Genomic DNA, 24,978 nt, shown 5'->3' on the forward strand with positions numbered 1-24,978 from the left:
GATAATCTCCCCTATCCGTATCTATCTGCGTAATTTTTATTAATTCTGATCCTGCATTTTAAAGAAAATCTTCTTTGGATCTATGCATGATGCTTTACATAAATCACGCTACCATCCGATAGCCATGCCATCTCCCCTGGGGTCTGCTGCCCCGCTGATCATGCCATCTTCACGGATGACAATCCCTTGTGACTGCCCCATAATTCCGTCCCACGGCGCTCTGGCTTCGACGTTATGTCCCCATCGGGCAAGCGTGTCACATACGTCGTCATGATAGCGGTTCTCTACTCTCAGCGTGTCACCCTCTTCACCCCAGGTACGCCCATACACCCAACGCGGTAGCCCAATGGCTTCCTGAATGTTCAGACCATAGTCCAGCACACCCGTAAGAACCGATAACTGTGTCTGGGGTTGGCCCTCACCACCTTGCGTGCCTACGAGCATATAAGGTTTCCCGTTACGAGTGACAAGACCCGGCATTAGGGTGTGGAATGAGCGTTTATTCGGTTCCAATACGTTGGCGTCCTTCGGATCAAGTGAGAAAAAGGAACCGCGGTTCTGCATGATCACACCCGTATCCCCAGGCACATAAGCAGCGCCAAAATCAAAGTACAGGCTCTGAATAAACGAGACGGCATTGCCTTCATTGTCCACAACCGCTGCGTAAGCCGTATCCTGACCCATCATTTTGGACAGAAAAGGCTGTGCCACAGCAGGTGTAGCGGACTGAATCTCGTTCCATAACTCATTTCCATAAACCTTGGATAACAGATTTTCCAGCGGAATATCCCTGAACTCCGGGTCTGTGAGATAACGATCACGGTCACGAAAAGCCTTTTTGACCACTTCAGCCATCAGATGATAAAACTCGGGGGACGTACGCGCCACGGAAGAGAGATCAATATGCTCCAGCATATTCAACATCATCAGCATCGAGAAGCCCTGTGAATTCGGCGGCATCTGGTGAACTTGATAGCCACGGTAATCGGTAGTGATCGGCTTCACCCACTCTCCCTTGTGAGCCGCGAAATCCGCTGGGGCAAGCATGCCGCCATCCTCACGAATAGCCGAAGTTAGCTGCTCCGCCAGTTCCCCGGTATAAAAAACATCGCGTCCACCTGCCTGAATCAGGCGAATGGAAGAGGCAAGATCAGGCTGCAAGAGTAGATCGCCTTCCTGCAAAAGTGTACCAAAAGGGGCAAATACCGCTCGCAGCGGTGTATGCCCCATAATGAAATCCTCATCACGTTCCAGCCACAGATGCAGATTTCGGGATACAGGACATCCCTTTTCCGCGTATTGCGCAGCTGGTTCAAGTAACTGTTCCCACTTTAACTTCCCGTAGCGGGACCAGACTTCCCACCATGCATCTACCATTCCAGGAACGGTAATCACACTAAGCACACCTCGCTGAGGAATGGTGCTCATCCCCATCGCTTTGAACGTGTCGGCATGAATGCCTGCTGCTGAACGACCACTTCCGTTGTAGGCCGTTATATCACCACTTGTTCCATCGTGAATTAGAAAAAAAGCATCTCCGCCAAGTCCTGTCATGTGCGGGTAGACTACGCCTAGTGCAGCACTAACCGCAATCGCTGCATCATAAGCGTTACCACCTTGCTGGAGAATTGAGCTGCCAACCGCACTCGCCAAATAATGCGGGGAGGTAACCATCACCTCCCTGGATATCGGCATCTGGTTCAACATAAGACGCCCTCCTTCCCAGCATACACATCCAACGCTGCCTGCACGGCCTCCCCTGCTGGCAAGGCGTGACGATGACGCAACAGTACAGCTTCCAATGCGCCCAGCACATGAAGTACATTTTTGCGCTGGCAGCTGAATCCCATCGTACCAATACGCCAAATCTTGCCTTTCAATGGTCCAAATGAGCTGGCAATCTCAATACTGAAATCGTTCAGAAGCATGCTGCGTACCGACTCTCCGTCTATGCCATTCGGAATTTCGATACAAGTGACCACTGGAAGTTTACTGGACATGTCTCCATACAGCTTGAGCCCCATACCCTGAATTCCCGCGACCAACGCTCGTTCATTGATCCGATGTCTCTGAAAACGGGCATCCAGACCTTCCTGAAGCAAAATTCGTAGTCCCTCGTGAAGACCGTAGAGCATCGAAGTTGCCTCTGTATGATGGTTCAACCGTGCTGAGCTCCAGTAGTCTTGTAATTGGCTTAGGTCAAAGTAATTACTGGCAATCGTGCGCCCTTCAGCCCGAGCACTTGTTGCATCCCGGAGCCCTCGTTCGACGGTTTTGCGGCTCATCAGTTTCTTCTCCACACGGCTGTTATACGTTAATGGCGCCATCCCGGATGGAACGGACAAACATTTCTGCGTTCCTCCCATGACTGCATCCAGATGCCAGGCATCTGTCTCGACAGGTGTTCCGCCAATTGTGGCAACCGCATCAACCACAAGTAAAATATCCAGTTCACGACAGGCTTTGCCAATCTCGGCGAGGGGCTGCATTTGCCCGGTTGATGTCTCGCCGTGAACCATCGCGACCAAACTTGGCTTATGTGCATGGATTGCCTTGATTACCTCTTCGGGATCAAATACCGTTCCCCATTCTGTTTCAAAAAAGATAACCTCGGCACCGCAGCGTTCCGAAATTTCAACCAACAGATGTCCGAAACGTCCATAGATGGGGATGAGCACCTTGTCCCCTGGCTGAATCAGACTGACCAGCACGGCTTCAATCCCAGAGCGGGATGTGCCATCAACCGGATAACACCACTCATTGTCTGTCATGTATAGTTCACGCAGCATGGCCATCGTCTCATTCATCAGGGAAGTGAACTCCGGATCAAACTGCCCCAGGATCGGGAAGGATAATGCCCTCAGAACTCTTGGGTCGACTTCAACTGGCCCCGGTGTCATGATCGTCCGCAAGGACGGGGACAATTCTTTATAGTTGGACATCTTCACTCAACTCCCGTAACCGTATTTATAGAGTAGCTGAACCAGAACCCGGAAACCTTTCACTAGGTCCTCTTCAGCTGTATATTCAAGGGGATTATGGCTAATTCCATCATGGCTAGGGACAAAGATCATCGCCGTGGGACAAGTCGGCTGAAATATCTGCGAATCATGTCCTGCGCCGCTTGGCATGTGTATATAGGATAACTGCTCCACTTCACAGATACCTCGAATGTCTGACGTAATCTGTTCATTCATCGGAATAGGTGTGACAGACAAGTGCTCCTCCCAGTTCAGTCCGAGCTGTTGCTCGGCTGCGATTCTGCTAAATTCCTGTAGCATATTGTGCCAGCATCGATCAATGCTCTCTTGCCTGATATGCCGGATATCGAGCGAGAATATGGCCCGGGATGCAACGACGTTACCCACGCCCGGATCAGCTTTTATTCGTCCCACTGTGGCTACAAGTGGTTCTCCCGCTTCAAGCGCAATGCTTCTTACGGCTGTAATCATCTCGGATGCACCTGCAAGTGCATCCTTGCGCCAGGCCATCGGTGTAGTTCCGGCGTGATTAGCTTCGCCACTTACTGTAATGCTAAAGCGTTTTTGGCCTACAATATCCGATACAATACCGATCGAATGGCCCAATCGTTCAAGTACCTGGCCTTGCTCGATATGAAGTTCGATAAACGCACCGTATGTGTGTGAAGCCGTTCTATAGCTGCTATCTGGACCAAAGCCTGCATCATGTATTGCCTGTGCAAAGGTAATGCCTTCTTGATCCTTCAAGTGCTGAACTTCTTCCAGCCCGCTTACCCCCGTTATACTTCGTGATCCCCAATAAGCGAAGGGGAATCGACTACCTTCTTCCTCACATAAGGACACGACTTGAAGCGTTCGTTTGGGTGCCCCGAAATGTTTCTGCAGATACTCTAGCGCGAGCACTCCCGCAACTACGCCATATGCACCGTCATACTTCCCACCATGCACTACAGTATCGATATGGGACCCCGTAACAATCGGCGCCTCTTCCATTCCTGTTCCTGAACCCATACCTCTACCGTGCAAAGTTCCATACAGGTTGCCCGATTGATCAAATTCAGGAGCCAAACCTTTCTCCTGCATTTTTTCTGCAAGCGCATGCTGTGCCTTACACCATGCTTGGTCGTACAACAGACGTGTCACACCTCCCCGGGCATCAGCGCCATAGGCGGATAACCAGTCAAGCATGCCTTTCAGCTCCACCTGCTCCAATTGCGGCAAAGGATGGGTGGGACGTTTCGTTCCAGACGATGTGTGTACTTCAAAGTCGTTCATGACACCTCCTCCGTTCCTTCAACAACAACTTGAACAGATGAGTTAGCACGGATAAACCGTCCCACAGGTTCATCCGATAATCCTGTTTTTGAACTGTATACTCGTGTGCCCCGGCAGAACACATCGGCAATGCTGGAGGAAAACGTGCGTCCCACATAAGGACTCTGTTTATGTGTGTAGTGCAGGTCATCCGCATTTAAGGTGGTATTCTTCTCCCAATCAATCAGTACCAGATCCGCGTCCTTGCCGATGGCGATCTCACCTTTGCTCTCTAATCCAAGTCTTCTGGCAGGTTGCAGAGCCAGAACTTTTCCGAGCAGCGGAAGGGCTACATTTCGCTGAAGATGTCCTTCCTCCAACATGAGCAGCAGCGTGCTTTGCGCACCCGAGATGCCACCCCAGATTTCAAAGAAATTATCAGATTGTTTCATCGATGGCGGACAGGGTGAGTGGTCGGATGCAATAACATCAATTAGACCTGCTTCCAGCGCATCCCATAACCGATCTTGTTCAGCCTGACTCCGCAATGGCGGCGCACACTTCGCTACAGCTCCCAACCGGACAATATCCTCATCTGTCAGAGTCAGGTAATGCGGACATGTTTCAGAAGTTATATCCAGCCCGCGCTGTTTTGCTTCTGCAATCAGATCAAGCGCTTCCCGTGTACTGATATGAACAAAATGCAGTGCACATCCGGTTTGCTCCCCATATTGCAGTGCTTGTGACACCGCCTGAACCTCTGCTCCTGCTGGGCGAGATTGCACGTAATCCATCGGGCCGATTCGTCCATCTGCAATACTTCTGGCCCCCAGTTCAGCAACCATCGTCTCGTCTTCGGCATGAAGCGCCAGCACACGGTTTAGTTTTGCGATCTCGTACATGCCATTCAAAAGTGTATCGTCATCCGCTCTGGCGAAGATGTCTTCCCCTTCTCCGCCAGGTTCGGACATAAATGCCTTGAATCCCGCCGCCCCCATATCAGCCAAAGGCGCAAGCTCACCCCGATTGCCGGGAACAAGTCCTCCCCAAAACGCATAATCAACATAGGATTGACCGTCGGCTGCTTTCATTTTCGACTCCCATGCCTCTGGTCTTATCGTTGGAGGGGCACCATTAAGCGGCATATCAACGTACGTCGTAATTCCGCCAGCAGCCAGTGATGCTGATCCAGATTTGAATCCCTCCCAGCTCGCGAGTCCAGGTTCATTGAAGTGAACATGAATGTCCACAGCCCCTGGCATCACTGTGAGGCCAATTCCTTCTATTATTTCAGTATCTTCATCACCCACCAGGTGTGAGGACAAAGCTGATATTTTTTCACCAGTAATCCCAATATCCAGTTCTTCCACGCTATCTCTCAACACAACCCGCGCCCCCCGGATGATCATGTCTAATCTTGTCATATAGATGACCCTCCCCTGATCAGAACCTGATTCGTATATTTCAGCTTCCCCGGTATGTACTGTAACCTCCTGGCGCAATCAACAAAGGAATGTGGTAGTGACTTGCAGCATCGGAAACGGCAAACCGAATCGGTACAACCGTCCATAATGCCTGCCCCAATTCTTCAAGAGATCGCTGTGCATAATAACCCTCAACGTTGAACTGAAGCTCGTAGACCGCTTGCTCAAGCTTCCCACCTTCAAGCAACGGTGCATCCAGACGCCCATCGGCATTGGTCAACGATTCAGCAACTTTCATTTTGTTTTCCTTCTCGCCATCCCTATGCAATACAAAAAGTTCAATCCGCACACCTGCGGCCGGAACACCCTTGGAAGTATCCAGCACGTGCGTAGTAATCCGTCCACCGGCCACCGACATCATGCCTCCCTTTCTTTCTTCAAGCCCCAATTGTCAACATCTAGATCATCCCTTGTCATTGAGAAGCCCTGAAACCCATAAGGAGGTTTGGCCTCGGTGAATACTTTGCCTTCTCCTTCTTTTACTTCCTCCAGCACCGTTTCCCATGTCCGATTGTTGGATTCGAATGAAACCTCACTGAGCTGTCCAAATCGACGCAATAGCCTTAGTCCAATCTGATAAATCAGATGCTGAATGGATGCCGAACGACACACATGGAATACGGCAGCAGCTACATCTCTCACCTGCTCCGCCGCTACATAACCTCCTCGCTGATCGTCCATACCATCTCTCGGGTCCTCGTAACGCCAATTGATATTCAGGAAAATGAACAGTGGACGGTCCCATGTCTCGGGTAAGGTAGTGTACTCATCCTTGACGAAACCGGCAAATTCACTGCCTTTGACCTTAATCAGCCTGATATCTGCGACACCACTGAAATGATTGCTCAGTTCAACCTGATTTCCTTTTCGCTGCGCTTCAATTGCAGCCGTCGCCCGATCATTCTGGGAATACCGGAATACCAGCTCGCTTGCACGAAGGCTTCCTTCTTTGCGAACAGGCACATCTTCAAAAGGAATCTGATCTGCCGTCATTTGCACTTTGATCATCTGTGGATATGTCTCCAGAAAACGTCGGCTGACGTAAGCGAGAAAACCTTCCACCGTAGCTCCGTAGTAATCCGCAGCATGTTTCAGGATGAAATTCTTCATTGAATCCGTTGCAACGACGCGAGAATTATCTCCTTCGATAAAAGAAGGCAGAAATTCGTCGCCTTGCACGGCTACTTTAATGTTTAATCCGAACAGGATATTATTACGTCCAGTAAATGGAGATTCCGGTATGGCCTGAATACCCGTCAACGGTTTGGCGTATGAGCGGTACATCCATACATCTCCTTTGCCGTAATACATGGTCCGTTGCTTTACTTCGGATGGCTTACATTCAAACTCATGTTCATGACCAATCTGCACCAGCCACTGCTCCAATCGAATGGAAGCAATCTTGAACACTTCCTTCAGGGCGGTCTGAAATTCCTCCTCTCTTCCTCTCCGATTGCGCTTCCGCATGGACTCCAGGATGGACTGAGCTGTGTGACCTTTCACGGCCAATATAAAAGGAAAGCCGAATTGGCTTGTATATTCTTTGTTTAATTTACTAAGTTCGTGATATTGCTCCGGCGAAAGTGAATTAAGCCCTGCACCAGCCTGTTCTTGAACAGAATTGCTGCTCATGCTGATCCGCGCACCGAGATCCGGGTGATTGCAAAGCAACTGCAACTTGACCTTCTCATCGGATGTCTGAACTGTGTTCTTCATGACATTCATCATGTGTTCAAAAGAGTCAAATGGCCGTGAAGGCCAGGAACGCTCCGCCACCCAAGGCGATTCTTCGAATAGTCCGCCAAACGTATGCACGAACTGTGTGATAGACCAGTTGTTAACGAGTTTAATGAAGTCGCCCATGTTAGAACCTCCGGTCTTCTGTGGATTGTTGTTCTTCATTTTAGTTGTCTCTTCGTACAGTGACAACAATATTTACGTAATTTTGTAATATAACATAACATCAGTTATGTGATTTGTTAGCAATGCACGGGATTTGGTTGTTCAAATGTAATGAAAAGCTAAAAAACCGCACTTCCTCAAGGAAAATACGGTTTTATCTGACATGCCTGTTTCATTGTCATGCTGCACAACACTTGTTCTGGATAATGATTATGATATAAAAATTGTATTAAAGGGGTCTACTCTTCAGATTAATGATGCTGCGAATACGGCCTTGCCGTAGTTTTGTCCCGCACAAACTTACGGAAGGTGAACACGAGCTTTAATTTCAGCAAATCATTAGTCTTCTTAAAGTCCATTTGCAGCAAACTTCCGACTTTCTCCATCCGATAGGTAACGGTATTCCGATGCACAAATAGTTGCTTCGCAGCTTCGTTAATGAGTCCGTCATTCTCGATAAAAGATTCCAACGTATTCATCAGTACCTGATTGGGATCGCCGTCCCTGGCCAGTAAAGGCTCAAGTACTTTATTGCAGTAATTCTCCATGATGTTATCTGGAACATGTTGGAACACATAGGCGAATTCCAGCATCTCAAACTGGAGAGCCCGATCCTTCATACCGAATCGGCGAGCCAGTTGGCGAGTATCCAGACATTCCTGATAGGCTTCGCGTAGCGACTTCGGCTCATGCTTCATTTTGCTGATCCAGAAACGCGGTGCAGATGCTCCCTTGGCTTCCTGTGCTGCAAGAACATCCCCGAATCGATTAAGCAGGAATGCTGATAATTCCTCTCCATAATCCCTCCCCGTTGGACAGGTATAGATGGATAGTATGCCATCTTCGATCTGAAAATGCTGTGAGGCCGTGAATTGCATAAGCGGATTGTACTGCAACTCACGGTGGATCTGCTTCAACAGCTTTCCTTCTGCAAAAACAGACGGTTCCAGTGTGATCAACACGCATTGGTAGGTCCCCTGAAATAGATGAACGCCTTTATTCTCGCTGAGCTTGGTGAGTTCATCTACCGTCATTTTGTTATCTAGATATTGGGTTAACAGCGTACGCATCTCATCCTGAACGGTGGGGTTAATGTGTTCTCGATAGGTCATATCCATATAGAATGCCAAGACATCCGCAGCCTGCTGAAACAATTCTTCCTCCGCTCTAAGTGACAGCGCCGAGTCTGTGAAGACAAGCAAAAATCCGTATTCTTCATCATTCTGCTTGATGGGTACCCGGTGGCAGCTTCCCTGATTCCATTTCACTCGGTGCATGACGGATTTCCAAGGCCAACCTTGTACTACAGCATCTCCCGCAATACCTTCGCTACCATAGAGCACATGTCCGCGGGAGCCAATAACCGCAAGTGGATAATTCAACACGGTAGCTAGTTCGGCAAATACATTCCGATGCTGTTGCTGCTGCAATGCAAACTGCATCAATTTTTTTTGTTTCTGCACCACCTCGTGCAGTAAACGATTGCTGCGTTCATGTTCAGCCTTGAATAACGCATTCATCTGGTCGGAAAATGTAAACTGAAACGGCAGTTCCAGCAGCGGTAACCGCAGTCGATCTGCTTCCTCGATAATACCTTGCGGAATGGCCTGCCAGAAGCGGCCCAATTTAATGCCAAGCCCAGCACAACCGCGTTCGTTCAGGCGGCGCATCAAACGAAGTGCATCGGTCTCGTTGTCTTTCATAATAAATGCGGTTGTGAACAGCAGTTCTCCGGATTTGATCCAATCCGCTATATCTGGAGCGTCCATGACGTTAACGGATTTCATCATCCGCGAAGTCCCTTCCCCACCTGCAACCAGTTTGGCCTCAGACAACGGGTATACCTGTAAAGCCTCTTTAACCGTGAGCTGCATGGACATTACCTCCCATATATATAACGCATGAAGCCATTTATATCCTTGATTTGGAATTGAACAAAGGTTGAACACTTGGTTTTAACCATTTTATTGAAATAAACCTTGATTGTTGTTAAGTATTATAACATCATTTTTATTTTAATAGCTTACATGAGAAAAAAATAAAACCCATGACACAATTGCAGCAATCGTTGCGCAACTGGCATAGGTTTTATTTTTAAGTTAATACATGTTGAATTACAAACGGAAAAGATCAGATTCCCAATGTTTCATGACTCAGCCATAATTTCATCCGGGACAGTACCTCTTTCATATTCAGCGGTTTGCTAATATAATCCGAGGCTCCTGCCGCGATACATTTATCACGATCTTCTTTCATGGCTTTGGCAGTCAGAGCAATAATAGGGAGCTTCTTGAGATTCAATCTCTCACGGATCTGGCGAGTGGTCTCATACCCATCCAACTCTGGCATCATGATATCCATCAAGATAATATCTGGATTCGCTTCTCCGCTCTCTAACATCTCCAGACACTCGTAACCATTCTGAGCTGTTATCACTTTCATGTCATACTGCTCAAGGGCATTTGCCAAGGCATAAACATTTCGAATATCATCATCGACAACGAGAACCTGACGACCATTCAATAATGATTCTTCAAGTGGAGTCAGCAACATCTCGATTTTGGTTGAATTCATTTCTGAAGCACTGTTTATTTCAGGAGCAGTCACAGCAACCTCATTCAAGAACAATCTGGAGTTCTGCATAACCTCAGGCTCTTCCCTTCTAAGCGGGAGGAATAGGGTGAAGACACTTCCTTGTCCTTCGCGGCTTGTTGCCGAGATTGATCCTCCCAACAGATTGGCAAGGGATTGAGAGATCGACAGTCCCAGTCCGGTTCCACCGTATTTTCGGGCTGTGGCTCCATCGGCCTGTTTGAATGCATCAAAGATCTGCAGCAGTTTGTTCTCCGAAATACCAATTCCGGTATCACTAACCGAGAAAGCTATAACATCCGTCTCTGCTCCGTTCCCTTCAGGATTGGACAGACTCACTCTGGAAATAGTTAAGGCCACTTCTCCTTCATTGGTGAATTTGAATGCGTTGGAAAGTAAATTTCTCAGAATCTGATGTAACCGCATCTCGTCGGAAAAAATCGTTTCCGGCAGAGGGCTTTGAAGCTGAATACGGAAATCAACTCCTTTTTGCTCAGCCGTTTTCAGGAAATATTGATTCATCGCTTCGGGCAGGCTTCCAAGATAGACATCATCCAAGTCCACTTCCATCTCCCCGGCCTCCACTTTGGAAAGATCGAGAATATCGTTAATCAGATTCAACAGGTCCTTGCCTGATGCATGGATCACCGAAGCATATTTCTGTTCTTCACTGTTTAAGTGCTGATGCTTGTTCTCAGCCAAAATCTCGGACAGAATCAGCATACTGTTCAGCGGAGTACGCAGTTCATGCGACATATTCGCCAGGAACTCAGACTTGTAACCAGAGCTTGTCCGTAACTGATCCGCTACTTCTGCAAGTTCACTGGCAGAGGTCTCAGCCGCATTTTTCTGCAGTTCCAGACGCTCGTTCAACATGTGCAGTTCTTCTGTCTGCATATGTAACTCTTCCGTCTGAGACACCATCTCTTCGGTCTGTGCCTGCAATTTCTCCGATTGTGTCTGCAATTCTTCATTCAGTACCTGGGATTCATCATACAAATGCTGTAATTCCATGCGTGTGACGGTGGAATGAAGCGAAACCCCGAAGATTTCGATCAGTTCGGTTAGCAGCTTTGTTTCCTTAGGTTCGATTGGCTTCATGGAAGCCAGTTCGATTACAGCTATCGTTTTACCTTCAAATACCACAGGGGCTACCGTGAGTGATGCAGCTGACGCATCACCAAGACCCGATGAGATACGAATATAATTTTGAGGCAAGTCGTTCATTTGCAGAACCCGCTTCTCAATTGCACTCTGACCAACTAATCCCTCACCGGGTGCAACGGACACTTTACCAAGGGAACGCTCTTTCTCGCCATCTGCTGCATACGCAGCTACACGAATGAGACGATTCTCTTTCATCGCATATAACACGCCATACGGGGCTTCCAACAGGATAGCGACCTGGTTTAAGAACAAGCGTGACAGTCCCTCCAGGCTCGTAGGGTTCTGCAGGAGCGTGGCGATGTTGGCAACCTGATCCTTAAGTCGATTCTGTTCCTGTACCGTGTCCAGCAATATATTGGTCTCTTGGCCCAAATCACCGACTTCATCATGTGTTCGGACAACAATACGCTGTGTAAGATTGCCGCCTTGGGATATGTCGGTGATGGTTTGTTTGACTTCACGCAGGGTTTTGACGATATTACCCGAAATGACAAGCGCTGCGGCAACAGATAGTCCAGCAACGACAGCCCATAAGGTGTACATAATTGTAAGCAGTGTGGAGCTTCGTTCGGCGAGCTCGGTCACCCGACTCTCCGTGAGGCCCATCTCTGTGTTGCGGAAGGTTTCAAACTGGGACCGTAACAGATCAATTTCGCTTTTACCCGGATCGGAATGGAAAAAATCAATAACTTTCTCCTGATCCCCTTGTCTTTTTAGGGCTACCGAGGCTGTTCCGGCAACATCAATCCAGCGGACAATATGTGATTTGATGTTCTCCAGGCTCTTCTGCTGGGATGGGTTATCGCTAACCAGCTCATACAGTTGGGCATAATTGGAGTTCCATTGGGTCATCGCTTGGGTGTATGGCTCCAAATAACTTTCTTCCCCGGTAATCATGAATCCCCGCTGTCCTGTTTCCATATTCAGAACATTTTTCTCAATTGCGTTGGTCAGGTTATGCACTTCCAGGTCGTGGTGGCTGATAAAATCGATTTCCTTCTGCGATGCATCAATTTGGGCAGATAACACCAGCAAAACAGCACCAAATAACAACACAACCACTAGATAGCCCAATAGAATTTTGGAGCGTATCGTGAATCTTCTCTTTTTCGACAACGCAGAAACCTCCAATGAAATAAACAATTCCGATCGATTAAAAAAACAGTCGCATATGTAGTTTATATGTATACGTATAGACTGACAAGTATTAGTTCACGAAACCTCACGAGCTAAAAAACGACCTGCGGATGCAGGTCGCTTGTTTATTAGAATGAAGTTCGCATGATAATGATTGATTAGGCTTTCGGAGCAATCATTTTCGCTGGATCAACATACTGATTGAATTGCTCTTCTGTAAGTAGACCTGTCTGCAATGTTGCTTCTTTCAGAGACAGTCCTTCCTTATGTGCAAGCTTGGCAATTTTGGCTGCATTCTCATAACCGATGTACGGATTTAGAGCGGTAACCAGCATAAGCGAGTTATTCAGATTATGTTCAATCTGACTGAGGTTAGGCTCAATACCCACCGCACATTTATCATTGAATGCAACGATGGAATCAGCAAGAAGCTGAACAGATTGCAGGAAGTTATAGATAATAACCGGTTTGAACACATTCAACTCGAAGTTACCCTGACTTGCCGCGAAGCCAATCGCCGCATCGTTCCCCATCACTTGCGTAACCACCATAGTCATCGCTTCGCTCTGGGTTGGATTCACTTTACCCGGCATAATGGAACTGCCCGGTTCGTTCTCTGGAATACGAATCTCTCCCAGACCACTTCGTGGGCCACTAGCCAGCCAGCGAACATCATTGGCAATTTTCATCAGGTCAGCTGCAAGCGCTTTAACTGCACCGTGAGCGTAGACCACTTCATCATGACTTGTAAGCGCGTGGAATTTGTTTGGCGCGGATACAAAATCCTTGCCGGTATGCTTGCCAATTTCCTTGGCTGTATAATCACCAAAGTCAGGATGTGCATTAATTCCGGTTCCCACAGCTGTACCACCAATTGCGAGTTCTTTCATATAATTAACACTATCCCGGATCATCCGTTCACTCTTATCGAGCATCGCTTCCCAGCCGCTGATCTCCTGACCGAGTGTAATTGGCGTTGCATCCTGAAGATGGGTACGTCCAATTTTGATAATATCTTTGAATTTTTCCGATTTGTCTGCAAAAGTGGCTTTTAGCACCGCGATTGCCGGCAAGAGCTGATCTTCAACAGCAAGTACACCTGCAACATGCAGAGCCGTTGGGAATGTATCATTGGAGCTCTGGGACATGTTCACATCATCATTCGGATGCAGACGTTCTTCCTTGCCCTTTTGTTCCAGCAGCTGGTTACCCAGATTGGCAATGACCTCGTTTACGTTCATGTTGGACTGTGTTCCGCTACCCGTCTGCCATACCACGAGCGGGAAATGATCATCAATCCGGCCTGCAATAATTTCATCAGCAGCATAAGCGATTGCATCCGATTTGGCAGCGGATAATTTACCTAATTTATGGTTACTGGCAGCAGCACTTTTTTTCAAAATGGCAAGAGCACGTACAACTTCCATCGGCATATGCTCGCGACCGATCGGAAAGTTCTCCTTGCTGCGCTGCGTTTGAGCTCCCCACAGCCTGTCGGCTGGTACTTTCATTTCACCTAACGTATCTCTCTCAATGCGGTATTCCACTTGCTTTTCCTCCTCCAAAAAGATGGTTTGGGTCTCTACAAAAATACGTATACATTCTTTTCTTCACAGCATCTTGCATCTGTTGATTCAAAAGTCATCTTTGGGATTTATGCAAAATGCTTTTATGAGCAAAGCTTGTGTATCTTGTCATATTATACATGATTGCCTGACCGGTTTTCACCTTTTCGACAAAAATGTAAGCGTGACGCAAAATGTCCGAGTATTTATTTTTGCGGTTTAATCGGATAAAGACGGCTGGTTTGCTCAAATAATTCGCCCGGCTCAAGACCAATCAGACCGATTTCTTCAGCAGGAATGCCTTGTACATTCGGGGCATTAACCAGGTTCATCTGTGGCTCAGGACAGAAGAATCCGCCAGTCATATTGTTATTCCAGATCATCCAGTGCTTGTATGACGTGCCTACATCGTATACCAGCTTGTCACCGGTACGATGATCGGTAAGCTCCATATAGTTTCGCCCATTCTGCGGTTCTGCAGTGTAATGGTTGTCCATGGCTGCAAAAAACGGACTAACACCCTCACCCTTTAATTGCTCTTCCTGTGGTGTAAGCGGTTGAAATTGTCCCGTAGGCAAAGAACGTTCATTTAATTCACGACGCTGACCAATCGTTATTTTGGCCGTGTAATCGGATGCATGGCTTTCCGGTGCAAAAGGTACGCTAATGGCTGTATGGAATGCGAACAAATTCGGCATACGTTCCTTCCCGTTATTGCGGACATTCAATTGCTGCTGAAGTCCCAGACTACTCAGCGAATAACGGAGTGTCACTGTAAAGGTGAATGGCAGGTATTTGTAGAACACATGTCCTTCTTTCACTTCCTGACTAAGCAAAACATAACTCTCTAGCTCGTTAGATCCGTAGCCCTCAACCTTCCACTCGGCATCATGCAGAAATCCATGCAGATGGTTGCCTGTAGCTGGTTCGTTTATAGGTAGTTGATAGACTTCGCCGTTCCAAGGGAATCGACCATCCTCATAGCGATTTGGTGGAGAAAGAATCGGTATACCGTAAACGGCAGGTGCAGCCATAAACTCGTCCATATGTTCCTGGTCTGGCTCACGCAAATAACGCAATCCCTGCTCTGTATCACGGAAAGCAACAAGGTTGGCACCCACGCTCGGAATAACAGCTGCTTCGAATTGATTAAAACGAAGCCAGACGGCTGGTATACCTCCAAATTGTTCTTCGAAAGCTGCATTTTGCTGTGTCATCGTTATATGTACCTCCTGCATACTAAGGTTATATTATACGGCTCGACTATATCATGACCGCGCACAAAATACCAATCTATGATAGAGAACAAATTCATGATAGAACGACAAAAAAGACAGCTACGATGCTCCGTGGCTGTCTCCATCCCCTTATGTTGCCGTACTGAAATCATTCAAGATTTCAAAGAAATGCCCATACATGGCATCGGCTCTATTAATCCACATATTTGCCGTGATCCGGGACGGCGGTCTGTTCAAAATCAAGATCGAGTCGCTCCAGCGAATCTCTCAGCATTTCTCCGGTTAAGGAATGACCGTGCCCGGTAACAGCAACTACGGGCTCCAGTCGTCGAATATGCTGAACTGATCGATGAGCCGCTTGCCAATCCGTCGTGAAATATGCGGGTGGACCGTGCAACTGTTTGTCCTGAAGCAGCACACTCCAGAGCGATTCCTGTTTCACAGTGACGATCGCGTCTCCCGCAATCAGGATACGGTCTTCTTTTCGAAATAGCGATACATGGCCCGGTGTGTGACCGGGAGTATGCAGCCATTCCCATCCAGAAACACCTGGGATGGAATGATCATCCGGCAGACTGAATATCCGATCATCGAGATTAATAGCTTCATTAGGATAAGCAAATGACAGCCGTGCCATCAAACCGCCACCTACAGTAGGGTCCGCCGGAGGGTAATCTTTCACACCTGTCAAATAAGGCAGTTCCAGCGGGTGTGCATACACCGGGACACCCCAGAATTGTTCGAGTTCGATGACGGTCCCTACATGATCAAAATGACCATGTGTCAAAATAATCGCAGACGGTGGACCAGGAAAGCGTTCAGTTGCAACATGAAGAATCTGATCAGTGAAACTGGCCATTCCAGTGTCCACGAGCACCCAGTTCCTGCTTCCAGGCTCCCCGATGAACACAACATTAACGAACAGTGTACGCAGACTGAGGATATCGTGCGCGACTTCTTCAAGTCCCGTCATTCCTGCTGTAATCAGATTGTCAGATGCCATTCACGGTTACCTCCCATTCAGGCGGATTGTCTCTCTGGTTCCATTCATCTGTCATAGACTTCCCTTTTCTGGAGTAACTATTCCTTATTCCCAATAAAATAGACGGTGGACGCCCTGTTTCAGGCATACACCGTCTAGTATAATCAACTACATTCCATATTAGAACAAGAACCTCTCGGTCCTATTATGCCGGGTAAGCATCCAGTGCCGCATCAAGCAGTTGATTGTACATATCATCATCGTTTTCAAGCAGCTCGTCCATACGCAGCAATTCATCTTCATCACCGGATTGTTCAGTGAAATGCAGACTATAGTCCCAATCCTTGCCGTTCTTGCTCATAAACGTAATCTCATAAACTGACTTTTCGCCTTCTGCACGAAAAACCGTATTTCCTACATAATTCTTCTCATCTTCACGACGCATCTCTGCACGAATAATCTCAATATTCACAATCGTTCTCTCCTTTAATCTATCTTCAGTTGCAGGTCTCCACAATTTATGGTAAACCTAGTTTGGTAATTATTATTGGTTAATTGTACAATATATATCGTAGCAACGTATACCTTATTCAATGAGGGAACCTTACTGACTCCTTACATACCTGTAATGAGGACTATAATAACAAACAGCTACGACATTATACCAAACAGGAGGAACAAATAGCATGAACAATTTTGAAACGAATTTACAACAATATGCCGAACTGGCAGTCAAAGTGGGTGTCAATGTCCATCCTGGGCAGACGCTCGTAGTAAACGCACCCATCTCGGCAGCGCATTTTGTGCGCTTGATCGTCAAAGCCGCTTATGGCACAGGTGCCAAGTTGGTCAAAGTAAACTGGAGTGATGAGGTAATTACACGTCTTCACTATGATCTCGCACCAGAGGAATCCTTCTCCATTGAACCAAAATGGTTTGCAGGGGAAATGACCGAACTCGTAGAAGAAGGTGCCGCCATTCTGCATGTTATTGCAGAAAATCCGGACCTGCTTGCCGGTGTTCCTCAAGAACGCATCGTGACTAGTCAGAAAGTTCGCGGTAAAGCGATGGAGAAATATCGCTCCTATCAGATGGCAGACAAATTCAGCTGGTCCATTGTGGCAGTTCCTTCCCCTGAATGGGCAGCCAAAGTATTCCCTGATCTTCCGGCTGAGCAGCAAATTGATAAGTTGTGGGATGTCATCTTCAAAACCGTTCGCATTGGTGAGCAGGATGCTGTCGCTGAATGGCAAACACATTTGCTGAATCTCGACTCCCGTGCTGATCTGCTTAACGAGAAGAAATACAAAAAACTTCACTATACTGCTCCTGGCACAGACCTGACTATCGAGCTTCCTGAAGGCCATCTGTGGGTATCTGGTGGCAGCATCAATGAGCAGGGACACGTCTTCGTTGCCAATATGCCTACAGAGGAAGTGTTCACCGCTCCACTGAAAACCGGAGTTAACGGTACAGTTCGCAGCACTAAGCCACTGAGTTATGGTGGCAATCTGATCGACGGCTTCTCCATCACTTTCGAAAATGGTCGAATTGTCGATTATACTGCTGAACAAGGACTTGATTCATTGAAAAGCTTGATTGAAATGGATGAAGGCGCACATTATCTGGGCGAGGTAGCTCTCGTTCCACATCAATCACCAATTTCGGATACGAATATTTTGTTCTACAACACCCTCTTTGATGAAAATGCATCCAACCATCTGGCTATCGGTAACGCCTATGCCTTCTGTCTAGAAGGCGGCAAAACGATGTCCAAGGATGAATTGATCAGCCATGGCATGAACTCCAGTCTCACTCATGTGGATTTCATGATTGGATCAGGAGAAATGAACATTCATGGTGTCACTTCCGAAGGTAGCGAAGAGCCAATCTTCCTGCAAGGCAACTGGGCTTTCTAATTTAGCCGATGTAAATTAAACGATGTAAATGAGAGAGAGGGTCACTCCTCTCTTTTCCTGCGTATGCGGGGCATTCATGATATGGAGGAACTTGATATGTTGAGTTTTGAACAAAAACTGGATCGTTATGCTGAACTGGCTGTAAAAGTTGGAGCCAACGTTTAGCCCGGACAAATCTTCGTTATCAGCGCGATGATTGATACAGCTGAATTCGTGCGTTTGTTGGTGCGCAAAGGCTACGAGGCCGGAGCAAAGAAAGTTATTGTCAAATATGGAGACGAAACTGTCAATCGGCTGCGCTTTGAAATGGCGCCTGAGGACTCTTTCCAAGATGCACCGAAATGGCATGCCGCTGAACTTGAGGAGTTGGCAGCGAACAATGCTGCGTTCTTGACCATATTGTCATCCAGCCCGGATCTGCTAAAAGGCATCGATCCAGAACGCATTTCCACCCATCAGCGTACATACGGACAGGCGATGTCCAAATACCGTCAGTATCAGCAGGCGGACAAAATGAGCTGGACAGGAGTAGCCTGTCCTTCGCCGGATTGGGCCGCCAAAGTCTTCCCTGACCTTCCCCCTGCCGAGCAGATGAAACAGCTCTGGGAAGCCATTTTTGCTGCTGTAAGAGCTGATCTCGAAGATCCTGTAGCGGCTTGGGAGCAGCATATTGAGCGTTTGGAGCACAAAGCAGTTGCCCTGAACAGCAAAAAATATAAAACGCTGCATTTTGTTTCTCCGGGAACCGACCTTACCGTTGATCTTCCTGAAGGGCACATTTGGGCGCAGGCTGGTAGCATTAACGAACAAGGTACACGTTTTGTCGCCAACATTCCGACAGAGGAAGTATTCACCGCGCCGGCTAAATATGGGGTAAACGGCAAAGTGTCCAGTACCAAACCACTCAGTTATGGCGGCAGTATCATTGATCGCTTCTCTCTTACGTTTGAAAAAGGACGCATCATTGATTTCCACGCCGAAGAAGGTCAAGATACACTGGAAAGACTCATTAATATGGATGAAGGTTCCCATTATCTCGGCGAAGTCGCTTTGGTGCCCTTCCATTCTCCAATATCGGAAAGCGGTATTCTCTATTACACAACGCTATATGATGAGAATGCTTCATGTCACCTCGCTATCGGCAGTTCATATGCTTTCAATATCGATGGTGGCAAAACCATGGCAACCGAAGAGCTTGCAGCTCGCGGCATGAACTCCAGCATTACTCACGTAGACTTCATGATGGGATCGCCGGAAACGAACATTTACGGTGTTACAGCGAATGGCGAGCGTGAAGCCATCTTCCTGAACGGCGATTGGGCTTTCTAAGCCATTTGTATCTGTTATTCTACGATTATTAAATAACACATAGAGGCTGTCCTACTGACCATAATTTACTGGTTAGTGAGGCGGCCTCTTTCTATTTCGGCTATACTTTTTCTGCTTCTGTCGGACTAACCTCCCATTGTATCGCTTCCATATAATGTTGTAAAATGAAATGATACCAATGTTTGTGGATTGTTCACCAGAAAGGAGAACATCATGGCCAATCGGCTCCAATTACTCTTAGCCTCAGATTTCCATAATTTGGGCCCCCAGCTTCAAGAGGAAGTGTACTACGAATACTATAATATGGTACATGGTCTCATCGTTTACATCATCAAAGAACGTGCTGCAGCAGAAGATATCATTCAGGAAGCTTTTATCAAAATCATTAAGAACAAACCTATCTTCGACAACGAAGTCAAACTGAAAGCCTGGTTGAAGGTTGTCACACGGAATACCGCCATTAATTATCTGAGAAAAAATAAAAATAACCGTAACCAACTGGATACGGATAGTGTTTTTATAGATATGGAGACGATTAATCAGACGGCAGCTTCCGTAGAGAGCACGGTGGAGACTCAAATGATGCAGGAATCCATCGAGTTCTATCTGGAACAGCTTAAGCCGGAATATCGTGTACTTGTGGAGCTGCGCTGGAAAGAGGGTCTTTCCTATCGGGAAATGGCCGATCTGCTTGATACATCCGAAGAAATTGTGAAGCAACGTTTGTTCAGAGCCCGCGGAAGTATTAAGAAGAAATTACATAAGGAATGGGGTGGAAGCATTGAGCAAAGGCAAGTCCGATAAGCATATTGATTCATTCGATTCAGAGCTGGAAGACGATTTTTTCGATGCCGCGTTTGATATGGCTTTTGACGAAGCCTTCCATCAGGCTGTATCTGCTCCCCTAGATCCAAAGAATACAAATTCCCAAATTATGCATGATTCCTGGCTTAAAGTTGAATATGAAATTAATAAGATTAACGCACGCAAAAAAAGAAGGCGGACCTTGCGGCTTTCTTTCGTTATCGCCGCTTCAGTCGCCTTAGGTGCAGTTTTATTCAGTGTTCCTACGGACACACAGGCAGTGTCCCCTTTTGTGCAAACGATCAAAGATTGGGGTAATGGAATGAAATCCATTATCATTAAAGACCGCACAAACGAAATTGTTGGATTGGATCCTTTAGCCGCAAAGACGTCTGTACCACCTGAGCGTGGTATTGAGGACGCTCCTCAAATTTCCCCTGAAAATTATGATGACAATCCCTATGAGTTCGATATAGATTCAACACAAATTTTGGTTCCTGTTGAAGTAACTGAAGAAGAAGCACGCTCAGGGTTTATTGGTGACTTTCTACTTTCAAATGTAATCCCCGAGCGATTTACCGACATCAAGTTCGAGCTGATGCTTGATGCAGAGTTGCCACTTCCTATAGACAGTAATATTAAATCAAACCATATGCGAGTACTCTACTCTGGTAAAATCAAAGATAGACAAGAAGAAATATTACAATTTGATTATGCCTGGATCCATCCTGGTGAAGTAGTTGAAGGTCCTTTACTTCGAGAGACAAGTGTCGTTAAACTGGGCGACGGTAGCGAGGCTTTTATGTCAATTGGCCCTCGCTATAACACTTTTCAATGGATGATGGGTTCAACCAACGTCAGCTTGTTCGGTACTCTCAGCGAAGAAGAGATGTTATCCATTGCCAATAACCTTCAGAATCAAAGGTTTCCTTGGAACAGTCATTAAAGTTGACTAGAAAAGCACATTTGATGATGTATGTGAGCTTGTTTCAGTTTTAGAGCCATTATTTACGCTGTGAATGCTCACCACACGGTAATAGTAACCAGTTATAACAGTCCAGCTGGAGCTTGCATCCAATGCCGAAACATTATTTTTCGTGACAGAATTCGATTGAAATGTGACCCAATCGGATCCTGTCCATCGTTGGAGACTATACTGTACCGTTATACTGTTCATTTTGGTGTAAGTTGTTGTCGTTGTACTTACCAATGCAGTGAGTCCTCCTATAGGAATAACATTGCCACTTGCTTGATAAATGTTCTCGTATTGAGCCAAGCTCTGAATGCTTTGGCTCTCCGGTGGTGGTGCGGTTAAGGCTACGGGGTTAAAACTCGAAATATCTGGAGTAGCTTCGACTTTTCCGTCAGGTATTGCTAAGATCATGGGTAAAGTTAATGCGGCTGCTAATGTCACCTTTAAGAAAGGCTTCAAACTCTTTGTCATCATTTAGTTCATTCCTCCAATTTCATATTTTGGATATTCATAGGTGTTTACGCAATATGAAACTATATGGTTTCAAAAAAATTCCTTTTTAAAATAGTAGTGTAGAGTTATGGAGAATTTTGGCTCAAAAGCGTTATAGAATTTAGAAGAAGATAATTCTCACATGAAAGATACACAAATCAGGAGAACCTCTTGCGTATACATCAACCCAAATAAATACACCGTCATTTTATGCCGATATCATCATTGCATGCTCCATTGTCGCAATAACGATGTTCAGACCAAATGACAGGCTACAAAATGATCCGCTCCAACGTTCCGATACGCTGGAATTTGCTGCTTGCAGATATCTTTTGCCCATGGACAACGTGTATGGAACTTGCAGCCAGTTGGCGGATTCACCGGACTGGGGATATCCCCTTTAAGCACAATTCGTTCCCGTTTCAATTTGGGAATCGGCACAGGTACTGCTGATAGCAAGGCTTTTGTATACGGGTGCAGTGGATTGCCGAACAACTCATCTCGGGAGGCCGTCTCGACCATGGAGCCCAGATACATCACTCCAATGCGGTCACACAGATGTTCTACCACACTCAGATCATGCGAAATAAACAAGTAAGCAAGGCCACGCTCTTGCTGAAGCCGTCTGAACAGGTTAATAATCTGAGCCTGAATGGACACGTCCAGTGCAGATACCGGTTCATCTGCAATGATCAGTTTTGGATTCAAGATCAAAGCTCGCGCAATCCCTATCCGCTGTCGCTGTCCACCAGAGAACTCATGGGGAAAACGATCAATATGATAAGATGATAATCCGCAGGCTCCGAGTACCTCCTTGACGAGATCACGAACCTCGCTTGCGTTAGCCAACCCGTGATCCAATACAGCCTCCCCGATCGCATCACCAATGCGAATGCGCGGGTTCAGTGAACTGTAGGGGTCCTGGAAAATAAGTTGAAGCTGCGGACGGATCTTCCGCACTTCCTGCATAGATAACTGATGCAAGTCAACACCTTGAAAACGAATCTGTCCTTCCGTTTTTTCCGTTAAGCGCACGATCGTTCTTCCAACGGTGCTCTTGCCACTTCCGGATTCACCCACTAATCCAAACGTCTCGCCTTCATGGATTGTGATGCTGATATCATCGACCGCTTTCACATGGGCTACTGTACGATTCAATAAGCCTTTGCGCACTGGAAAATAGGTTTTGAGATGTTCAATTTCCAATAGAGGTTCAGACATGACTCAATGCCTCCTCATACAGAAAGCATGCAGCCTTCTGTCCGGGTCCAAGCTGCTTCAGCGTCGGCATTTGCGTGGTGCATATCGACATACAGTGCTCACAACGATCAGCAAAATGACAGGAATCTTTTAAGGACAGTGGATCAGGTACATGTCCGGGTATTGAATACAATTCATCCTGCCGTTGATTGATAATGGGCTTGGAGCGTAGTAATCCCTGGGTATATGGATGTTTGGGAGATTCAAATAATTGCACCACTTTCCCCTCTTCCACTACTTTGCCTGCATACATTACAACGACATAATCCGCCAATTCAGCTACAACGCCAAGGTCATGCGTAATCATCAGAATGGAGGTTCCTGATTGGGACTTGATGTGCTGTAACATATCCAATATCTGCGCTTGAATGGTCACATCCAGTGCAGTTGTTGGTTCATCCGCGATTAACAGTTTCGGGTTACATGAGATGGCAATGGCAATCATAATGCGCTGCAGCATACCTCCACTCAGCTCATGCGGATAGCTGTTTGCAATCTGTTCAGGACGTGAAATGCCAACTTCGGCAATCAGCTCAACCGCTCTGGCACGAGCCTGCTTTTTACTCATTTTCAAGTGTACAATCAGCGGCTCCATTAATTGCTCACCGATCTTCAGCACGGGATTCAGAGAGGACATCGGTTCCTGAAAAATCATGGAGATGTCATTGCCCCGGATGGCGCGCAGTGAGGATTTACTTTCACGGAGCAGATCCCGTCCACCAAACCGGATCGCACCGCCAACCACCTTACCTGCCGGTTCCTCGATCAAACCCATAATTGACATGGCGGTTACACTTTTGCCACAGCCCGATTCACCAACGATGCACACCGTCTCCCCTTCACGCACATTCAGGCTTACGCCGTCGACGGCTTTGACATTGCCTTCTTCCGAGTAAAAATGAGTTTCAAGTTGTTCAATTTCAATCATATTTTGCATGAGGCGTGCTCACCTTCTCTTCTGTTTGGGATCTAATACATCTCGAAGACCATCACCAAAAATGTTAATCGCAATAACGGTCACGAAAATGGACAGCCCTGGTGGAATCCATAACCACGGATGCTGTTGAAAATCAATCATGTTGTTGGCCGCATCGATCATATTGCCCCATGTAGGCGTTGGCGGCATGACACCGAGTCCAAAAAAGCTGAGTACTGACTCGCTGAGAATGGACCCACCGATATTCAGAGTCGCCATGACGATGAGCAGCGGGACAATATTGGGCAGAAGATGGTGAAACAGTTTGCGACGGTCACGCAAGCCAAGAACAACAGCAGCCTGCATGAATTCACGCTCCCGCAAGCTTAACATCTGTCCCCGTACCATTCGGGCCATACCGGGCCAGTTGACAAAGCTGAGCATCAGCATGACGATATACATTCTGGAATCCGGTGGAACTTTCCAATCCGATAACAACGCGCCGAAAATGAACAGCAGCGGCAATCCCGGAATCGTAAGCAGCAAGTCGGCAATCCGCATAATGACCTGATCAACAATGCCACGATAATATCCGGCGATGGCTCCAAGCAAGGAGCCGATAAATACGGATAGAACCATGGAAGCCAAACCAACAGTGAGCGAGATACGACCAGCCATCAGCACACGGGTAAGCACATCCCTACCAAGCGCATCTGTACCAAGCCAATGATGAATGCCTGGACCTTGTTTCATCGCCGCCATATTGATCTTGTTATCGGTATAAGGTGAGAACAGCGGTCCAATGAAACAAGCCACAAACATCAACAAAACCACGATGAATCCGCCAACGGCAAGTTTGTTCTTGAGCAGTCTTCGGAGCGACAATTTCCATAAAGAAGACTTGGTAGGAACCTTTAAAGGTAAGGCAGCTTCTGCGGCATTTCTCGTTACAGACGATGAAGAGATTGTCATTTTCATAGCCC

Annotated in this window: 19 protein-coding genes and 1 pseudogene; 4 read left to right on the forward strand and 16 right to left on the reverse strand. The window is 47.0% G+C overall.

The features are described from left to right. Positions 1-108 precede the first annotated feature (108 nt). The 12 genes from ggt to gpAD87_RS10735 all read right to left on the reverse strand — a co-directional run bounded on the left by ggt (position 109) and on the right by gpAD87_RS10735 (position 16,774). Positions 109-1,707, reverse strand: coding sequence for a gamma-glutamyltransferase (ggt, locus tag gpAD87_RS10680; RefSeq protein WP_064638189.1), 1,599 nt, complete (start codon positions 1,705-1,707; stop codon positions 109-111). Further along, positions 1,701-2,942, reverse strand: coding sequence for a pyridoxal-phosphate-dependent aminotransferase family protein (locus gpAD87_RS10685; protein ID WP_064638192.1), 1,242 nt, complete (start codon positions 2,940-2,942; stop codon positions 1,701-1,703). Before gpAD87_RS10685 ends, ggt begins: the two co-directional genes overlap by 7 nt. Positions 2,943-2,948: 6 nt before the next feature. Then, positions 2,949-4,256: a Zn-dependent hydrolase gene (locus gpAD87_RS10690; RefSeq protein ID WP_064638195.1), complete on the reverse strand. Its 1,308-nt coding sequence runs from the start codon at positions 4,254-4,256 to the stop codon at positions 2,949-2,951. Next, entirely contained in the window at positions 4,253-5,659 is a 1,407-nt protein-coding gene (gene allB, locus gpAD87_RS10695; protein ID WP_064638197.1) for an allantoinase AllB, read from the reverse strand. Before allB ends, gpAD87_RS10690 begins: the two co-directional genes overlap by 4 nt. 40 nt (positions 5,660-5,699) lie before the next feature. Continuing rightward, positions 5,700-6,077, reverse strand: coding sequence for a hydroxyisourate hydrolase (gene uraH, locus gpAD87_RS10700; RefSeq protein WP_064638198.1), 378 nt, complete (start codon positions 6,075-6,077; stop codon positions 5,700-5,702). Next, positions 6,077-7,621, reverse strand: a complete 1,545-nt coding sequence (gene pucL / locus gpAD87_RS10705; protein ID WP_231952508.1) for a factor-independent urate hydroxylase — start codon at positions 7,619-7,621, stop codon at positions 6,077-6,079. Before pucL ends, uraH begins: the two co-directional genes overlap by 1 nt. Positions 7,622-7,872: 251 nt before the next feature. Further along, positions 7,873-9,495 (reverse strand): PucR family transcriptional regulator, encoded by a 1,623-nt coding sequence (locus tag gpAD87_RS10710; protein WP_064638201.1) that lies wholly within the window; start codon positions 9,493-9,495, stop codon positions 7,873-7,875. 256 nt (positions 9,496-9,751) lie between these two features. Beyond that, positions 9,752-12,496, reverse strand: a complete 2,745-nt coding sequence (locus gpAD87_RS10715) for a CHASE3 domain-containing protein (protein ID WP_064638202.1) — start codon at positions 12,494-12,496, stop codon at positions 9,752-9,754. A gap of 179 nt (positions 12,497-12,675) precedes the next feature. After that, the gene (fumC, locus tag gpAD87_RS10720) at positions 12,676-14,064 is read right to left on the reverse strand and encodes a class II fumarate hydratase (RefSeq protein ID WP_064638205.1); all 1,389 of its coding nucleotides are present in this window, start codon (positions 14,062-14,064) and stop codon (positions 12,676-12,678) included. 224 nt (positions 14,065-14,288) lie between these two features. Continuing rightward, a complete protein-coding gene (locus gpAD87_RS10725) occupies positions 14,289-15,299 on the reverse strand; it encodes an aldose 1-epimerase (protein ID WP_064638208.1) in 1,011 nt (336 codons plus the stop codon). Between the two features lie 214 nt (positions 15,300-15,513). Next, positions 15,514-16,323, reverse strand: a complete 810-nt coding sequence (locus tag gpAD87_RS10730; protein WP_064638210.1) for an MBL fold metallo-hydrolase — start codon at positions 16,321-16,323, stop codon at positions 15,514-15,516. Positions 16,324-16,507: 184 nt separating this feature from the next. Further along, the gene (locus tag gpAD87_RS10735; protein WP_079696002.1) at positions 16,508-16,774 is read right to left on the reverse strand and encodes a hypothetical protein; all 267 of its coding nucleotides are present in this window, start codon (positions 16,772-16,774) and stop codon (positions 16,508-16,510) included. A gap of 214 nt (positions 16,775-16,988) precedes the next feature. Between gpAD87_RS10735 and gpAD87_RS10740 the strand changes: the two genes are divergently transcribed. The 4 genes and pseudogenes from gpAD87_RS10740 (at position 16,989) to gpAD87_RS10755 (ending at position 21,300) form a co-directional block, all read left to right on the forward strand. After that, positions 16,989-18,221 carry an aminopeptidase gene (locus tag gpAD87_RS10740; RefSeq protein WP_064638212.1) on the forward strand — a complete coding sequence of 411 codons (1,233 nt, stop codon included), beginning with the start codon at positions 16,989-16,991 and terminating at the stop codon, positions 18,219-18,221. 96 nt (positions 18,222-18,317) lie between these two features. Beyond that, positions 18,318-19,550, forward strand: a pseudogene (locus gpAD87_RS10745) (aminopeptidase). Positions 19,551-19,763: 213 nt separating this feature from the next. Continuing rightward, positions 19,764-20,354 carry an RNA polymerase sigma factor gene (locus gpAD87_RS10750; RefSeq protein ID WP_024632024.1) on the forward strand — a complete coding sequence of 197 codons (591 nt, stop codon included), beginning with the start codon at positions 19,764-19,766 and terminating at the stop codon, positions 20,352-20,354. Beyond that, the gene (locus tag gpAD87_RS10755) at positions 20,332-21,300 is read left to right on the forward strand and encodes a hypothetical protein (protein WP_064638215.1); all 969 of its coding nucleotides are present in this window, start codon (positions 20,332-20,334) and stop codon (positions 21,298-21,300) included. Before gpAD87_RS10750 ends, gpAD87_RS10755 begins: the two co-directional genes overlap by 23 nt. A gap of 6 nt (positions 21,301-21,306) precedes the next feature. Here the strand turns inward: gpAD87_RS10755 and gpAD87_RS10760 are convergent, their stop codons facing one another. From gpAD87_RS10760 to opp4C, 4 genes are all read right to left on the reverse strand, one after another. Continuing rightward, the gene (locus tag gpAD87_RS10760) at positions 21,307-21,801 is read right to left on the reverse strand and encodes a hypothetical protein (protein ID WP_064638217.1); all 495 of its coding nucleotides are present in this window, start codon (positions 21,799-21,801) and stop codon (positions 21,307-21,309) included. A gap of 273 nt (positions 21,802-22,074) precedes the next feature. Continuing rightward, positions 22,075-23,040 carry an ABC transporter ATP-binding protein gene (locus gpAD87_RS10765; protein ID WP_064638218.1) on the reverse strand — a complete coding sequence of 322 codons (966 nt, stop codon included), beginning with the start codon at positions 23,038-23,040 and terminating at the stop codon, positions 22,075-22,077. Beyond that, entirely contained in the window at positions 23,033-24,016 is a 984-nt protein-coding gene (locus tag gpAD87_RS10770) for an ABC transporter ATP-binding protein (RefSeq protein WP_064638219.1), read from the reverse strand. The genes gpAD87_RS10765 and gpAD87_RS10770 overlap by 8 nt, the downstream gene beginning before the upstream one ends. 9 nt (positions 24,017-24,025) lie before the next feature. Continuing rightward, the gene (gene opp4C / locus gpAD87_RS10775) at positions 24,026-24,967 is read right to left on the reverse strand and encodes an oligopeptide ABC transporter permease (RefSeq protein WP_063563945.1); all 942 of its coding nucleotides are present in this window, start codon (positions 24,965-24,967) and stop codon (positions 24,026-24,028) included. Positions 24,968-24,978 lie beyond the last annotated feature (11 nt).

The sequence above is a fragment of the Paenibacillus sp. AD87 genome (assembly GCF_001659845.1).
Taxonomy (GTDB): Bacteria; Bacillota; Bacilli; order Paenibacillales; family Paenibacillaceae; genus Paenibacillus; species Paenibacillus marchantiae.

Excerpts from the sequence above, each read along its gene's own strand:
- ggt (WP_064638189.1), bottom strand. The coding sequence starts at position 1,707 with ATGTTGAACCAGATGCCGATATCCAGGGAGGTGATGGTTACCTCCCCG.
- gpAD87_RS10685 (WP_064638192.1), bottom strand. The coding sequence starts at position 2,942 with ATGTCCAACTATAAAGAATTGTCCCCGTCCTTGCGGACGATCATGACA.
- gpAD87_RS10690 (WP_064638195.1), bottom strand. The coding sequence starts at position 4,256 with ATGAACGACTTTGAAGTACACACATCGTCTGGAACGAAACGTCCCACC.
- allB (WP_064638197.1), bottom strand. The coding sequence starts at position 5,659 with ATGACAAGATTAGACATGATCATCCGGGGGGCGCGGGTTGTGTTGAGA.
- uraH (WP_064638198.1), bottom strand. The coding sequence starts at position 6,077 with ATGTCGGTGGCCGGTGGACGGATTACTACGCACGTGCTGGATACTTCC.
- pucL (WP_231952508.1), bottom strand. The coding sequence starts at position 7,621 with ATGAAGAACAACAATCCACAGAAGACCGGAGGTTCTAACATGGGCGAC.
- gpAD87_RS10710 (WP_064638201.1), bottom strand. The coding sequence starts at position 9,495 with ATGCAGCTCACGGTTAAAGAGGCTTTACAGGTATACCCGTTGTCTGAG.
- gpAD87_RS10725 (WP_064638208.1), bottom strand. The coding sequence starts at position 15,299 with ATGACACAGCAAAATGCAGCTTTCGAAGAACAATTTGGAGGTATACCA.
- gpAD87_RS10730 (WP_064638210.1), bottom strand. The coding sequence starts at position 16,323 with ATGGCATCTGACAATCTGATTACAGCAGGAATGACGGGACTTGAAGAA.
- gpAD87_RS10740 (WP_064638212.1), top strand. The coding sequence starts at position 16,989 with ATGAACAATTTTGAAACGAATTTACAACAATATGCCGAACTGGCAGTC.
- gpAD87_RS10750 (WP_024632024.1), top strand. The coding sequence starts at position 19,764 with ATGGCCAATCGGCTCCAATTACTCTTAGCCTCAGATTTCCATAATTTG.
- gpAD87_RS10760 (WP_064638217.1), bottom strand. The coding sequence starts at position 21,801 with ATGATGACAAAGAGTTTGAAGCCTTTCTTAAAGGTGACATTAGCAGCC.
- gpAD87_RS10765 (WP_064638218.1), bottom strand. The coding sequence starts at position 23,040 with ATGTCTGAACCTCTATTGGAAATTGAACATCTCAAAACCTATTTTCCA.
- gpAD87_RS10770 (WP_064638219.1), bottom strand. The coding sequence starts at position 24,016 with ATGCAAAATATGATTGAAATTGAACAACTTGAAACTCATTTTTACTCG.
- opp4C (WP_063563945.1), bottom strand. The coding sequence starts at position 24,967 with ATGACAATCTCTTCATCGTCTGTAACGAGAAATGCCGCAGAAGCTGCC.